Origin of the sequence: Streptococcus parasanguinis (genome assembly GCF_047463195.1) — a bacterium.
GTDB classification, from domain to species: domain Bacteria; phylum Bacillota; class Bacilli; order Lactobacillales; family Streptococcaceae; genus Streptococcus; species Streptococcus parasanguinis_R.
Genome location: NZ_JASHEI010000011.1, coordinates 13788 through 28886 on the forward strand (window position 1 = coordinate 13788; position 15099 = coordinate 28886).

The 15099-nt window shown below is 44.2% G+C and carries 14 protein-coding genes, 1 other RNA gene and 1 pseudogene; 3 read left to right on the forward strand and 13 right to left on the reverse strand.

Annotation, left to right across the window (positions count from 1 at the left end):
- Nucleotides 1-11: 11 nt before the first annotated feature.
- The 5 genes from QM870_RS09240 to QM870_RS09260 all read right to left on the reverse strand — a co-directional run bounded on the left by QM870_RS09240 (nt 12) and on the right by QM870_RS09260 (nt 5102).
- Nucleotides 12-812 carry an SDR family oxidoreductase gene (locus tag QM870_RS09240; protein ID WP_001000837.1) on the reverse strand — a complete coding sequence of 267 codons (801 nt, stop codon included), beginning with the start codon at nt 810-812 and terminating at the stop codon, nt 12-14.
- Nucleotides 813-998: 186 nt separating this feature from the next.
- The gene (locus QM870_RS09245; RefSeq protein WP_008808173.1) at nt 999-2348 is read right to left on the reverse strand and encodes a glucose-6-phosphate isomerase; all 1350 of its coding nucleotides are present in this window, start codon (nt 2346-2348) and stop codon (nt 999-1001) included.
- Nucleotides 2349-2833: 485 nt separating this feature from the next.
- Nucleotides 2834-2932, reverse strand: an RNA gene (gene ffs, locus QM870_RS09250) — signal recognition particle sRNA small type.
- A 32-nt stretch (nt 2933-2964) separates the two neighbouring features.
- Complete coding sequence (gene tadA, locus QM870_RS09255) at nt 2965-3465, reverse strand: tRNA adenosine(34) deaminase TadA (RefSeq protein WP_037599797.1); 501 nt, start codon at nt 3463-3465, stop codon at nt 2965-2967.
- Nucleotides 3466-3809: 344 nt separating this feature from the next.
- The gene (locus tag QM870_RS09260; RefSeq protein ID WP_021154044.1) at nt 3810-5102 is read right to left on the reverse strand and encodes an adenylosuccinate synthase; all 1293 of its coding nucleotides are present in this window, start codon (nt 5100-5102) and stop codon (nt 3810-3812) included.
- Nucleotides 5103-5398: 296 nt separating this feature from the next.
- Between QM870_RS09260 and gshAB the strand changes: the two genes are divergently transcribed.
- The gene (gene gshAB / locus QM870_RS09265) at nt 5399-7654 is read left to right on the forward strand and encodes a bifunctional glutamate--cysteine ligase GshA/glutathione synthetase GshB (RefSeq protein ID WP_414369359.1); all 2256 of its coding nucleotides are present in this window, start codon (nt 5399-5401) and stop codon (nt 7652-7654) included.
- Nucleotides 7655-7906: 252 nt separating this feature from the next.
- Here the strand turns inward: gshAB and QM870_RS09270 are convergent, their stop codons facing one another.
- Nucleotides 7907-8035, reverse strand: a complete 129-nt coding sequence (locus QM870_RS09270; protein WP_003002006.1) for a hypothetical protein — start codon at nt 8033-8035, stop codon at nt 7907-7909.
- Between the two features lie 111 nt (nt 8036-8146).
- Here QM870_RS09270 and hslO point away from each other — a divergent pair, with 111 nt between their 5' ends.
- Both hslO and dusB read left to right on the forward strand, forming a co-directional pair.
- A complete protein-coding gene (hslO, locus tag QM870_RS09275) occupies nt 8147-9019 on the forward strand; it encodes an Hsp33 family molecular chaperone HslO (RefSeq protein WP_334249108.1) in 873 nt (290 codons plus the stop codon).
- The gene (dusB, locus tag QM870_RS09280) at nt 9006-9983 is read left to right on the forward strand and encodes a tRNA dihydrouridine synthase DusB (protein ID WP_316587881.1); all 978 of its coding nucleotides are present in this window, start codon (nt 9006-9008) and stop codon (nt 9981-9983) included. Before hslO ends, dusB begins: the two co-directional genes overlap by 14 nt.
- A gap of 304 nt (nt 9984-10287) precedes the next feature.
- Here dusB and QM870_RS09285 read toward each other — a convergent pair whose 3' ends face one another.
- The 7 genes and pseudogenes from QM870_RS09285 to QM870_RS09315 all read right to left on the reverse strand — a co-directional run bounded on the left by QM870_RS09285 (nt 10288) and on the right by QM870_RS09315 (nt 15096).
- On the reverse strand, nt 10288-10974 hold the full coding sequence (locus QM870_RS09285; protein ID WP_118396320.1) for a YoaK family protein: 687 nt from the start codon (nt 10972-10974) through the stop codon (nt 10288-10290).
- A 129-nt stretch (nt 10975-11103) separates the two neighbouring features.
- A complete protein-coding gene (locus QM870_RS09290) occupies nt 11104-11880 on the reverse strand; it encodes an NUDIX domain-containing protein (protein ID WP_045759989.1) in 777 nt (258 codons plus the stop codon).
- A gap of 24 nt (nt 11881-11904) precedes the next feature.
- Nucleotides 11905-12096, reverse strand: a pseudogene (locus tag QM870_RS09295) (hypothetical protein); the annotation flags it as partial.
- Between the two features lie 10 nt (nt 12097-12106).
- Nucleotides 12107-13168, reverse strand: a complete 1062-nt coding sequence (locus QM870_RS09300) for an AAA family ATPase (protein ID WP_414369361.1) — start codon at nt 13166-13168, stop codon at nt 12107-12109.
- A gap of 164 nt (nt 13169-13332) precedes the next feature.
- Nucleotides 13333-14058, reverse strand: coding sequence for a hypothetical protein (locus QM870_RS09305; protein ID WP_023919822.1), 726 nt, complete (start codon nt 14056-14058; stop codon nt 13333-13335).
- 164 nt (nt 14059-14222) lie between these two features.
- The gene (locus QM870_RS09310) at nt 14223-14630 is read right to left on the reverse strand and encodes a DUF4430 domain-containing protein (protein WP_049492541.1); all 408 of its coding nucleotides are present in this window, start codon (nt 14628-14630) and stop codon (nt 14223-14225) included.
- Nucleotides 14608-15096, reverse strand: a complete 489-nt coding sequence (locus QM870_RS09315; protein WP_049492544.1) for a hypothetical protein — start codon at nt 15094-15096, stop codon at nt 14608-14610. Before QM870_RS09315 ends, QM870_RS09310 begins: the two co-directional genes overlap by 23 nt.
- Nucleotides 15097-15099 lie beyond the last annotated feature (3 nt).

Genomic DNA, 15099 nt, shown 5'->3' on the forward strand with positions numbered 1-15099 from the left:
CCTTCATTTTTTTAACCGCGAGTTTTCCCCCCGGCAATATTTGTAGTGACTCCAGTTATATAGCTAGAACGGTCTGAAATATAGAATGCTACAAGGTCAGCTACTTCCCGTAGTTTACCACTTCGTCCCAAAGGAGTTGTTGAAGTTGAAGCATAACCAGCTCGAATATCTTCTACCGTCTTTCCACGGGTATAAGCAAGAGCTTCCTCATAAGAAAGAGTTCGAAGTCCCGTAGCTTCCATAATTCCTGGAGCAATTCCAACCACACGTACACCATGCTTACCCAGCTCTTTTGCCCATGAACGAGTGTAACTATAGACTGCTGCTTTTGTGGCAGCATAGGCACTTTGTCCTTCAGAACCTTCCAAGCCTGCTTCTGAAGCCATGTTCACAATTACACCTTTTCCATTTTTCACTAAAATACGTCCCACTGCCTGACTAACCAGATACAAACCTTTTTGATTAATCATCGTTACTTTTTCGAACGTCTCATCGTCCAATTCGTAAGGACCTTTAGGATTTTCTGCATCGATTAATAATCTAGGGATATTAATCCCTGCATTATTGACCACTGCATCAATATTGCCAAATCTTTCAACTATTTTGGCAACACCCTCTTCTACTTCAGAGCGAGAAGTTACATCAACTTTTACAAATAATAGATTTGGATGACGCAAATCGTTGTCGCTAAGATCGAAATTCGCTACATTGACACCTAATTCCAGCAATTCTTCAACGATTGCCTTACCGATCCCAGATGACGCGCCAGTCACAAGAACTGTTTTGCCTTTTATGTTTAACCAATCATTCATTTTGATACCTCTCAAATTTTATTTACAAGGCAATTATACAGCGCTTTCATAAAAGAATTAAGACACTCTTTTTTATACTGTTCAAAAAAATAATAAACTAATTATGAGGCTTGTACTAAAAAATCCACAAGAAATGAACTTGTGGATCTCTTTTTATACTCTAAATGAACTCAAGGCATATAAGAATCAAAGGCGTGCATTCAGCTCAGCACCCAGCTCTTCAAAGCCTGGTTTTCCAAGAAGGGCAAACATGTTTTTCTTATAAGCCTCAACTCCAGGCTGGTCAAATGGATTGATACCATTCAGGTAGCCAGAAAGAGCAATAGCCAACTCAAAGAAGTAAATAGTGTAGCCCAAAGTGAACTCATCTTGCTCAGGCAGTGTCACAAACATATTTGGAACTCCACCATCAGTGTGTGCTAACAGCACTCCATCTGTAGCTTTTTTATTGACAAAGTCAACATCTTTTCCTTGCAAGTAGCCAAGACCGTCCAAGTCTTCTGCCAATTCAGGAATCAGCACATTTTTGCGAGGTTTATCTACACGTACAACTGTTTCAAAGAGGATACGGGTACCTTCCTGGATAAATTGTCCCAGAGAGTGCAAGTCTGTTGAGAAGTTGGCTGAAGTTGGGTAAATCCCTTTTTGGTCTTTCCCTTCTGACTCACCAGCCAGTTGCTTCCACCACTCAGAGAAGTATTGTAGAGATGGTTCATAGTTAGCTAGAACTTCTGTCAGATAACCTTTACGGTACAAGATATTGCGTACAACTGCATATTGATATGCTTCATTTTCAGCCAACTTATCAGAAGCATAAGCCTTGCGAGCAGCATTTGCTCCTTCCATTAACTTGCTGATATCAGCCCCTGCAGCTGCGATTGGCAAGAGTCCCACTGCTGTCAATACTGTAAAACGACCACCTACACTATCAGGCACTACAAAAGTATCCCAGCCATTAGCATCTGCTTCAACCTTAACTGCACCTTTAGCGCGGTCTGTAGTTGCATAAATCCGTTTATTTGCTTCTTCCTGACCATACTTCTTAACCAAGAGTTCTTTGAAGACACGGAAAGCAATAGCAGGCTCTGTAGTCGTTCCTGACTTAGAAATAACGTTGACAGAGAAATCTTTGTCTGATACATAGTCTACCAAATCAGCCAAATAGCTTGAAGAAATAGAATTTCCAGCATAGAGGATTTGAGGTGCCTTGCGTTCTTCCTTGCTTTGTAGATTTACAAAAGAATTATTCAAGAAATCAATAGCTGCACGAGCTCCTAAATAGGAACCACCAATACCGATTACGATCAATACCTCACTATCAGATTGGATTTTAGCAGCAGCCTTTTGAATACGAGCAAATTCATCTTTGTCATATTCTTCAGGCAAGTTCAACCAGCCAGTCATTTCTGCCCCAGGACCTGTACCATTTCGCAGAGCAGAATCTGCAGCAGTCACTTGAGGCTGCATATAATCTAGTTCATGTGGTGCTACAAATTTATCTAACACCTTTGAGTAGTCAAATTTAATATGTGACATGTTTATCCTCCAATTGTTCTTTTCTTTTATGATAACGCTTTAAGAAAAAATAAGCAAGTGCTTTCACTATTTTAAAACGTTTACATTTTATATTCTATACTATTTTTCTAAATAAGCTAACCTTAGGACATAACCGAGAGCACTCGTTTGCGTAAGACAACAAATTTTAGGCCTATTGAGAAGAACAATTTTGATTGACAAGAAAACAAATACGCTTCTTAAGATTGGATGTCAGCTGAATTCATTTCAGGTCCGTTCAAACTAGATTCGCTGCTCCAATATTCATCTGCACCTTTTAGGCTTGATTCATTATACTTCGGAACCTAGTTCTCACTTTGTTCGAACTGCGTCAATGCACCTAAGTTCATCCGCGTCCGTTGGACTTGATTCACTAAGGGCTATCATAGGTTTACAGCTTTTTCCCTAGCGGGAAAAACTGCATCCATTGCTCTAGGATTCTTCTGCGTCCCTTGGACTTGACTCATCAAGAGCAATAGAAAAGAGCACACAGTTCACTTCGCTTAGGGCTGCTGGATTCCTCCCCTGACCCGCTTCACGCAGAACTGTTGCTCCAGTAATTAGTATAACACAAACTTTCTTTTTTGGCTAATTTTCTTTACTTTTTCCTGCGATTTCTGAAAAAGTTCTGCATAATCGCCGCACATTCTTCTTCTAAAAGGCCGCTTTCAACCTCTACGCGATGATTCAACCGCTCATCCGTCAGGATATCGTAGAGACTGCCCCCAGCACCGAATTTCTGGTTTTTCGCCCCATAGATTACCTTGGGAATGCGAGCCAGACCGATGGCGCCACTGCACATGACACAGGGCTCAATCGTGACAAAAAGCGTCGTATCCAGCAGGCGCCAGCTATTTTCACGCTGATTGGCCTCCTCGATCGCCATGATTTCCGCATGCATGACCGCCCGCTGCAGCTCCTCACGCGCATTATGTCCACGCCCGATAATCTGACCATCCTTGACCAAGACACAGCCAATCGGTATTTCATCATTGGCGAGGGCAATCTCCGCCTCCTTCAGGGCTTCCCTCATAAACATCGCTTTTTCCTCTATCGTGTAGTCCATCTCTTCCTTCTTCCTTTTAGTTTCTTTGTTCATTATACCATAGGCAGCTTACGACTCACAAAAAAAGCCGCCGATTGGGCGACTCTTATGGGAGATTATTATGAAAAAGTTTAGGAGGTTTAAACAAAGTTAGGAGGTCTTTGTTTATGATCTTAGTATATCTCAGAGGTCTTAAAGTAAGCTTAAGTAGCAAAAGAGAGTGGGACAGAAATCGGTAATTCGTTAGAATTCGATTTCGTCGTCCCACCTCCGCACAGTTGAGTAGGGCTGTAAAAGCTGATGAAATCAGCATAGTAGAGTCCACTCAACCACTGCGTCTTGCTTGACAATCCAAAAATAATTGAGAGGCTAGGATTTTTGTCCCAGCCTCTTTTAAATTATTTACTTGACCAGACACTTTCAAGGATATTGGTTTGGTCACGATCTGGTCCGACTGAGAAGGTTGAAATGCGCACACCAACCAACTCACCGATCCGGCGAACATAATTGCGGGCATTTTCTGGAAGCTCATCCAAGTGACGGACACCGGTGATGTCTTCTGACCAACCTGGTAATTCTTCATAGATTGGTTTGCAACGTTTGAGTTGCTCCAAGCTTGCTGGGTAGTGGTCAATGCGTTCTCCATCCAAGTCGTAAGCCACACAGATCTTCACTGTATCCAAACCTGACAGAACGTCGATGGAGTTCAAGCTGAGGTTGGTAATTCCTGACACACGACGGCTATGGCGCATGACAACTGAGTCAAACCAACCGACACGACGTGGACGACCGGTTGTTGTCCCATACTCATGGCCGACTTCACGGATCCGATCACCCACTTCATCAAAGAGTTCTGTAGGGAATGGTCCGTCACCGACACGGCTGGTATAGGCTTTACATACACCGACAACCTTGTCGATCTTGCTTGGGCCGACACCTGATCCGATGGTCACTCCACCTGCAACAGGGTTTGAAGAGGTTACAAATGGATAAGTTCCTTGGTCGATATCCAACATAACCCCTTGTGCTCCTTCAAAGAGCACGCGCTTGCCGTTATCCAAAGCATCGTTCAAGATAACAGAAGTATCGGTTACATATTGTTTGATTTGTTGACCATATTCATAGTATTCTTCGAAGATATCGTCAAATGAAAGAGGCTCTGCATCATAGAGTTTGGTAAATTGACGGTTCTTTTCTTCCAAGTTGATGCGAAGGCGTTCTGCGAAGACGTCGCGGTCCAAAAGGTCCGCAATCCGGATTCCCACACGCGCAGCCTTGTCCATGTAGGCTGGTCCAATCCCTTTAATCGTCGTTCCGATCTTGTTGTCTCCCTTAGACTCTTCTTGGAGACGGTCTAATTCGATATGGTAAGGGAGGATGACATGGGCGCGGTCTGAAATGCGCAAACTGTCTGTTGTCACACCTTCTTCATGAAGATAAGCCAACTCTTTGACCAATGATTTAGGATTGATCACCACGCCGTTTCCGATGACAGAAATCTTTTCAGGGAAGAAGATACCTGAAGGAATCAAGTGCAACTTGAACTTTTTGCCATCAATCACGATGGTGTGACCGGCATTGTCCCCACCTTGGTAGCGAGCAATGACTTCTGCATTGGCTGATAGGAAGTCTGTAATCTTCCCTTTTCCTTCATCTCCCCACTGGGTTCCTACAACAACTACTGATGTCATATCTTTGTCTGAGCTATATAGCTCGTCCTTTCTTGAAAAGCAGGCAGGAATCTCACCTGCGATTATGTTTTATACCTCATTATATGAAAAATTTGACAATTTTTCAAGGAGGGTTCATCATTTCATTTGTTTTTTCTCTTATGTAGACGAATTACATTTTTACAAAATATGTATTTTCTGAATTTTAGTACTTAATTTAAAATAAAAGTTCGGAATTTTTGTAAAATCGTAGCGGAAATTTGCTTTCTTTTTCCGTTTGTAATAGACTAAAATAACTACCATAGGACGGTGAAACGATGACGATTAATCAATTACTGCAGAAACTGGATACATCAAGCCCTATTCTCCAAGCGACCTTTGGTCTGGAGAGGGAAAATCTGCGAGTTACAACTGATGGACACTTAGCTCAAACTGCTCATCCGAGTCAGCTTGGTTCCCGCAATTTCCACCCGACCATCCAAACAGACTTCAGCGAACAACAACTGGAACTAATTACACCTATTGCTCACTCTACTAAGGAAGCGCGGCGCTTACTGGGAGCTATCAGCGATGTGGCAGGCCGCTCAATTGACCAGAGTGAATGCCTGTGGCCTCTGTCCATGCCACCGCAGCTGACTGAAGAAGATATTATCATCGCCCGTCTGGAAAACGAATACGAACGCCACTACCGAGAGGGTTTAGCGAAAAAATATGGCAAAAAACTACAGGCCATCTCTGGCATCCACTACAACATGGAGCTAGGGAAAGATCTGGTCGCTGCTCTCTTTCAAGTCAGCTCCTATCATTTACTCAAGGACTTTAAAAATGACCTCTATCTCAAACTGGCTCGAAACTTTCTGCGTTTCCGATGGCTCTTAACCTATCTCTACGGTGCTGCTCCTCTGGCAGAAGCCGGCTTCTACAGTCAGGAATACCCGCAGCCTATCCGCTCTTTTCGCAACAGCAACTATGGCTATGTCAATGACGAGAATATTCAGGTGTCCTACACTTCTTTGGAGCAATATGTAACCGATATTGACAACTACGTTCAGTCTGGCGAGCTCAGTGCTGAAAAAGAATTTTACTCAGCCGTTCGCTTCCGTGGACAGAAGCACAATCGCGCCTATCTGGAGCAGGGTATCACCTATCTGGAATTCCGCTGCTTCGATCTCAATCCTTTTGACCATTTGGGCATTAGCCAAGAGACCTTAGATACTGTCCATCTCTTTTTACTGGGCCTGCTCTGGCTAGATGATGTAGAAAATGTTGATGCAGTATTAAAAGCTGCCCATGATTTGAACCAGAAAATTGCTTGTAGCCACCCGCTGACTGCCCTGCCAGATGAGGCAGACAGCTCAGCCCTTCTCCAAGCCATGGAAGAGCTCATCCAGCATTTTGAACTGCCAACTTACTATCAAACTTTGCTGGACCAGATGAGAGAGGCTCTCTTACATCCTCAGCTGACACTGTCAGGACAGCTCCTGCCCCATATCCAGCAAGATTCCTTAACAGCTTTTGGTCTAGAAAAAGCAGAAGAATACCACCGCTATGCCTGGACTGCTCCTTATGCCCTCAAAGGCTACGAAAATATGGAACTGTCCACCCAGATGCTACTCTTTGATGCTATTCAAAAGGGGCTAAATGTCGAAATTTTAGATGAAAAGGACCAATTTCTCAAGCTTTGGCATGGTAGTCATGTAGAATATGTCAAGAACGGCAATATGACCTCCAAGGATAACTATGTCATCCCTTTGGCCATGGCCAATAAAACAGTCACCAAAAAGATTTTGGCAGCAGCTGACTTTCCCGTTCCAGCTGGAGCAGAATTTTCTTCTCTAGAAGAGGGACTGGCCTACTACCCTTTGATTAAGAACCGAGAAATTGTTGTCAAACCCAAGTCAACTAACTTCGGACTGGGCATCTCTATCTTCCAAGAGCCAGCTAGCCTGGAAGCTTATCACAAGGCTCTGGAGATTGCTTTTTCAGAAGATGTCGCCGTCTTAGTGGAGGGATTTATCGCTGGAACGGAGTACCGCTTCTTTGTCTTAGACGGACAATGCCAAGCAGTCCTCTTGCGAGTGGCGGCCAATGTCGTCGGAGACGGTCAGCATACCGTGAGAGAATTGATTGCCATCAAAAATGACAATCCTCTGCGGGGCCGAGATCATCGTTCACCGCTTGAAATCATTGAACTGGGGGACATTGAACTGCTCATGCTGGACCAGCAAGGCTATGGACCAGATGATATCCTGCCTGCTGGAGTCAAGGTTGACTTGCGGCGCAATTCCAACATTTCTACTGGCGGAGACTCGATTGATGTCACAGACAGTATGCACCCATCTTATAAGGAACTCGCTGCGGACATGGCAAAGGCTATGGGAGCCTGGGCCTGTGGCGTTGATCTCATCATCCCTGACAGCTCTGCTATTTCCACAAAGGAAAATCCCAACTGTACCTGCATCGAGCTCAACTTCAATCCTTCTATGTATATGCACACCTATTGTGCTGAGGGGCCGGGACAAAGCATTACTCCGAAAATACTAGCTAAACTTTTCCCAGAAATGGACCTATAAAGTAAGAAAACGCAGAAGATGTCTCTGCGTTTTTGTTTTGTAACCGAGGTAGAGTTTTAGATGATAACCTAAAAAGATTAAGCATGGTCCTCCTACAAGTTTAAAATAGCAAGTCATTTGCTGTAAAATCATCCTCTAACAAGCAAATTTCAAACCTCTCCTGCATATAGCAGAGGAAATCTTCCCTTTTTCCCAAAAAGAATCATAGGCCGCGAATACAAGGCTAGTATCATCTGAACAAGTTCCAGCCAGTTACTGTTGGCTTCCATAGCCCACCATCTCAATCGCTTTAAAACTGCCTCGGGTTAAAAATTCATACGGAACCCCTAATGCATCAGCTACCGCCAAACCATAGACTGCCGCTTTCAAAGATTGGTTCATGCTAGCCTCCTTTGTTTTATTATACTATTTTTGGTCTTAAAATTCTTCCTAACCCCAAAAAACAAGCGCAGGCCTGCGCCTGTTTTTCTATTTTGTGTTAAAATAAATGGTATGGACAAAATTATCAAAACTATCTCAGAAAGCGGCACTTTTCGTGCCTATGTACTAGACAGTACAGAAACCGTACGAACAGCCCAAGAAAAACATCATACACAAGCTAGCTCCACGGTCGCACTTGGCCGTACCCTCATTGCCAGTCAAATCTTGGCGGCAAACGAGAAAGGAGATACTAAAATTACGGTCAAGGTCCTTGGGACTAGCTCACTCGGAGCCATCATCACCGTGGCAGATACCAAGGGAAATGTTAAGGGTTACGTACAAAATCCTGGAGTGGATATCAAGAAGACGGCAACTGGTGAAGTCCTGGTGGGACCATTTGTCGGAAACGGAGAATTCTTGGTTATCACAGATTATGGTACGGGAAATCCTTATAACTCCATGACCCCTCTTGTAACCGGTGAAATCGGAGAAGACCTGGCCTTTTATCTGACGGAAAGCCAACAAACACCATCTGCAGTTGGACTCAATGTTCTTTTGGATGACGAAGATAAGGTTAAAGTGGCGGGTGGCTTCTTGCTCCAGGTCTTGCCAAATGCCAAGGAAGAAGAAATCGCACGCTTTGAAAAACGCATCCAAGAAATGCCGGCCATTTCTACCCTTTTAGCCTCTGACGACCATATTGAAGCCCTTCTTACTGCCATCTATGGTGACGAACCATACAAGCGTCTCTCAGAAGAAGAGATCCGCTTCCAGTGCGACTGCAGCCGTGAGCGTTTCTTGAACGCTTTAGCAAGTCTGCCAGCTAGTGATCTAAAAGAGATGAAAGATGAAGATCACGGTGCAGAGATTACCTGCCAATTCTGCCAAACACACTACCACTTTGACGAAAATGACTTGGAGGAACTCATTCGTGACAAATCTTAATACGCCATTTATGATCGGGGATGTCGAAATCCCTAACCGTACCGTCCTAGCCCCAATGGCCGGAGTGACCAACTCAGCTTTCCGGACCATTGCCAAAGAACTGGGAGCAGGACTCGTTGTGATGGAAATGGTCTCTGACAAGGGAATCCAGTACAACAATGAAAAGACGCTTCACATGCTCCATATCGATGAAGGAGAAAATCCTGTATCGATCCAACTCTTTGGAAGTGACGAAGATAGCCTGGCACGCGCAGCTGAATTTATCCAAGAAAATACCAAGACTGATATCGTCGATATCAACATGGGTTGCCCGGTGAATAAAATCGTCAAGAACGAGGCTGGTGCCATGTGGCTCAAGGACCCAGACAAGATCTACTCCATCATCAACAAGGTTCAATCCGTCCTTGATATCCCCCTCACTGTTAAAATGCGGACGGGTTGGTCGGATCCTTCCCTAGCAGTTGAGAACGCCCTCGCTGCCGAAGCTGCGGGTGTCTCTGCCCTTGCCATGCATGGACGGACTCGGGAGCAAATGTATACGGGGCATGCGGATCTTGAGACCCTTCACAAGGTTGCACAAGCTCTGACCAAGATTCCATTTATCGCAAACGGAGATATCCGTACGGTTCAAGATGCCAAACAACGGATCGAAGAAGTCGGTGCCGATGCGGTCATGATTGGTCGCGCTGCTATGGGCAATCCTTATCTCTTCAACCAAATCAACCACTACTTTGAAACAGGTGAAATCCTGCCTGATTTGACTTTTGAAGACAAGATGAAGATTGCTTATGAACACTTGAAACGCTTGATCGATCTCAAAGGTGAGCACATTGCCGTTCGTGAATTCCGTGGCCTCGCCCCTCACTACCTTCGTGGTAACTCAGGTGCAGCCAAACTCCGTGGCGCCATCTCGCAAGCTAGCACCCTAGCAGAGATTGAAGAACTCTTACAATTAAAAGCATAGAAATACAAAAAGCAGGACCTCATGTGAGGTCCTGTACTATTTTTAAATAAGTTAAGCAATTCGGCAAAGAAATATAAATATGTTTTAATTTTTTGAGCGAATCAAAAAAATACCGAAACTTTCCGCTGTGAGAAAAGTGCCTGAAACACGATTGTTTCAGGCACTCGGGAGTTTTGAGACCTTAGGCTCAAAACTAAGTCATGGAACTTCTTCGAAGTTCGCTGACGTCCGTACTCACCTAAGGAAAGTTTCTAAGATGACTTTGTCATTAATCTAAAACAGGACCTCACACGGGGTCCTGTTTCTATAGATTATCTGTTTGCAGGCCGAGTTGTTTGACTCTGGCGGTGTAGTAGGTCATGATCAAAAAGAGGTTGACTGTGATCAACCAGATGGACCATTGGTGAATGAAATGCATGAGGATGGCGACGCTAATAGCTCCTGCAACAAAACTTCCAACAACGATTCCGTAATTCATAGCCTGACGCCGATACTCGTCCAAATCACCCTTTCCTCGAGTGATTCGGTACAAGGCCGTCAGCATCTTGCGGTAATTGCCGGAAGTCATAAAGATCACGTAAGGGTGGGTTTCAATCAAGCTTCCTGTAAAGGTCAACATCATCATCCCTGTCCCAAAAGCAATAAAGGGAACTTCTACAGGTGGTATGACAGACACCAAGGGAATCAGGAGTGTCACCACAAACAAAGGAATCAACATCTTGGTCCGCCAAAAGGCTGTCTTGCGATACTCTTTGATATGGAGGGCAACCACAAAGCCAATCGAGAAAAATAGAATAGATGAAAAACGCATGATGGTATTTTCGACACGGGGATCGTGCCAATCAGCGATGAGAAGCAGTAGGTTCCCCGTTTGGGTCGCGACCAAACTCCGGTAGTGCATGTGGCAAAAGACATCGAGGCCTCCTCCGATAAAACCAAGCAGAGCCCCCATTAGTCGTGTATTTTGTGGTAAAATTATTTTTTCTTCCATAGTCTTGTCTCTTTTGATCTCAATTATGTTTATTATACCACTTTGCACACAAGTGGAGCAGGAAAAATCAGAAAAAGCCCTTCCGTTACTAAAAGTAAGGGAGGGCTGATAGAATGAACCCCGCTCGATCTACTGTTTTAGACGGTAGGTCTTGCGTGGTTTTTTCTTAGGTACCCGCTTGACGCCCACTTCTTCCACGAATTCTCCGAATTTTACGAGGAAGTTATTGCTAACGATGGGGCGTCCTGGATTGATCAAATTGACCAATTCGGTTGCTTCATAAACGGTGAAGGGCTCCTCTAACAAATAGAGGAAGGTTGGATTCCAGTCCAGACGTCCCTGAATCCGCTTAATCGATTCTTGAATAATCTGATAGTGGTCAAAGGCAAAATCAGAAGCAGCTAAGGGTTCTCCATCGAGCAAACACTGGGACTTTTTGAAATCGACATCGAGAAAAACGACTTCCTTGGCATCATCACCTGCATGGGCTAAGTCTACTGCTTCTGCTGGCAGATAGACCAGATGGGCGATGGTAATGACCCAGCCTCTGGGGTCCCGCCCAGGGGTGGAAACTGTCATGAGCTGCTCCACCTTATTCACTGGCAGATCGAGCCCAACTTCTTCTTTGACTTCTCGGATGCAGGCATGGGTCGCATCTTCATCCTTGTTCACAAAGCCCCCCACCAAGGCGAGGCGGTGTTGATAAGGGTGGGCCTTGCGGCGAATGGCTAAGAGCTTGAGCTGTCCATCAACAAAACAGTAAGCCACCATGTCCGCTGTGACACTTGGAGTTTCATAAGTTGGCAGATCTTGCTCCTTGTACCACTTGAGAAAGTCTGCTTCACTAGCGACCGTCTCAAAATACTCTTTCTCCGTCATTCCTGCTGGAATTGAGAGACTTGCCATCTAAGCCACCTCCTTCTTGAGGGCTTTGGTCCATTCTAAGAAGAAGGGAACACTGGAAAGAAGAAGGAGATAGATCCATTGAAAGGCTGTACGTCCCACAAAAAGGTCCTTCCACAGGAGTTTCATAATATTGACAAAGCCTTGCTTTTTCGCTTCTTGGTGAACATTTTTAAAGTCTTGGCTAAAAGTTGCGAATTTTTCAGATAGATTTTTCATAAGCTGCTCCTTAGTCGGCTTGGTAAATGGCATCGATCACCTTCTTGGCTTCTTCGTAGTTGCCGAGGTAGTCTGATGCGAGGAGAGTGGTCGGAATGTTTCCTAGGTATTGCTGGCGCAATTGGTCCAGGTAATTTGAAAAGCTGGTGCGGATCTCTTCGTCAGCCATGGTCATGTCTCGGAAACCATCATTGACATAAGAGCCGATCGGCTGTACAAAGAGGATCAAATCCCATTTTTCTTTGGAGAGAATACTGACAAAGAGGTTGTCGAAGGTATCGGTCATGCTGGTATCCTGGCCTTCGACTTCCATGTAATAGTCGTAGTAACCTTTGGTCACCAGGGAATTGGTATCTGCGATGACCAGGCCTCGATTGGCACTACTATCGATGAGCTTAGAGGTTTGATCATACTGTCCTAAGAGGAGGTAATAGTAATCTTTCGGTGTGAGTTCATCATCCCGCACATTGTTCTTGATCTGGTATTCACGGGCATACTCAAGACTAACAGGAGCATCGTAAAAGCGAGCCAAGTCTTTTGCAAGGGTCGTTTTCCCGTTGCTGGCGCTCCCCATGATCAAGACTTTTTTCGTGAACTGGCGACGGAAGGGCTGGGCGATGTATTTCCAGTATTTGCTTGGATTTTCCCGTATCATAGTAGCAGAGATCCCGAAGCGACGCTCCTCTAAGTGAACTTCAAACCCTCTCGCTTCCAACTCTTCCTTGTAGGCTTTCTCCCCCACATAAAAGATCAACTCTTCTGTCTCTGTTTGATACTGGATGGTATCAAGAGCTATTTGTAACCAAGGTTCCCAGCCCAAGGGATAACGAGGAAGTTCTGTCTCATCTAGCTTATAGACTTGGGTCAACTCATCATTAGAGAAGGCTTCGCGGATATAACGGAAGCGTTTTTGTAAAGTCAACCCGACTTCTTCGCCACGATCCCCTTCATAACCAGATACGATGACACGAACGCGATCACACTGACGCTTGGCCCGCTGGATCAGGTCAATATGCCCTTGATGAAGAGGCGCAAAGGTTCCAAAAACCAGGGCAATTCTTTCTTTTTTCATATGAACTCCTTTTTATAATTTTTAATAAATAGATTTTCTTTATGTTTTTATTATAAACTATATTTTCCATCTGTCAATAGTTTTTTATAAAAAAATATATTTTTCTTCAAACCAACAAAAAAAGATCTGAAAAGAGAAGCTTATCCTTTCAGATCTTTCGAATTTTATTCACGAGTGAGGGAGTGGCTGACACCATCTTTCAGAACCGTCACACTAGATACAGAGCCATCTTTTCCAACTACGATATCTAGAGTCGCTGCAGACCCATCGCCTGCTGAGAGATTAGCATGGTAATGACCATCATCCAAGGTATAGTTATAAGCACTGATACCATAGGCTACGGGTTGGCCCCCAGGAAGTTGGATGGTCACTTGACCACCTTGGCCAATAGTGACTCCAGTGTCGCGTTTGTCAGACCAATTCCCAGCTGCTGCAGAGAAATCCCCTGCTGCTACAGAATAGACTCCCTTGTATTGGGCATTCTCTGTAGCAGAAGCTTGCTTCTTAGCATGGGCATGGCCGTCTTCTAGACTTGGCAATTTTGCTTTCGCTGGTGTTGCTGGAGTGGCTACTTCTTTTGTTTCTTTTGTTACGGGTGCTGCTGGTGTCGCTTCTTTAGCTGGAGCAGGTGTTTGACTAGCTGCTGCTTGGTTATTTTTGCTACCAACAGTATGACTTTCTTCTGATTTGCTATCAGAGGATGAAGAGGCAATCGGATCTTTACTAGTGATCACTTTTTTCTTAGAAGAAGAACTTGTTTGTTTAACCTGACTGGTCTTTGAACTGCTTGCTTCTGAAGTTTTTTCTTCTTTATTCCCGCCACAAGCTCCTAGGAAAAGACTAGCTGTAAGAGCTAGCGCTGCTAGGGAAATGATTTTTTTGTTTTTCATAACCGAACCTCTTTTTGTAACATTTGTAATACTTTGTAACGTTATTGTAACACTGTTATATGGGGCTGTCAATAGTTTCTCAAATATTTTTCTAATTTGAAAGAAGTTTTAGGTAAGCTCCTATACTATCACAAAAAGAGCCGGACACATAATCCGGCTCCTCATTATTTGTACACTTCTTGATAGAATTCGATCTTGTCCCCTTTTTTGACAGTGGTTTCAGCAGCACCTTTTGGAGCCATTTCGCCATTGATCTTGTACATCCAGTAAAGACCTTTGGCTTCATCTTGGCTGTGGCCGTCAATCGAGGTGATCATGCCATTTTTTTCTTCAATCTTGTAGTTGGCTTTGAGCACTTTCATGAGGTTGCTCTCTTCTGCTACTTTCAAGGTTTTCGATTGCGCTTTTTGACCTTCTGGCGTCACGCCAATCGTAATCGAAATTTCGTTTTTCTTGGCAACTTCTGTGCTAGAAGCTGTTGTTTGATGGTTTGTGCTATGAGACGAAGCGCAACTCGCTAAAAGAAGAGCTGCAAGTAAGGTCATCAAGCTAGAAATGTTTTTTTTCAACATAAAATCTCCTAAAGATTTGATAGATAATGGGATAGAAAATGATCGTCGACAGAGCATGGGCAAGGTTAAAACTAAAACCATTGACCAAAGCATAGGTCCACCAAGGAATATGGTATATCAAGGCATAAACACTATCGATCAAGACCCCATAAGCAAAGGACAGTAGGCCCACAAAAAGGATCTGAAGGACAAAGGGCAACCACTTGTAACTGATGCGCCAAATGAGCATCAAACAGCCAAAGGCGACAATCTGAAAGAACACAATCAGGCTCATCCCCAGGAAAAAGGCGGAGACAAACATGGTGATCATCATCACAAGAAAAGCAAAGCTATACCCTTCAAATATCACCAAGAGAAAAAAGATGGCAGAAATAGGTTGGACATTTGGGAAAGGGGCAAAAGCCTGACGTAGAGCGACACAAAGGGCCGCCAAAAGCGAAATACGGGTTAATCGCTGAAGCGTCATGAC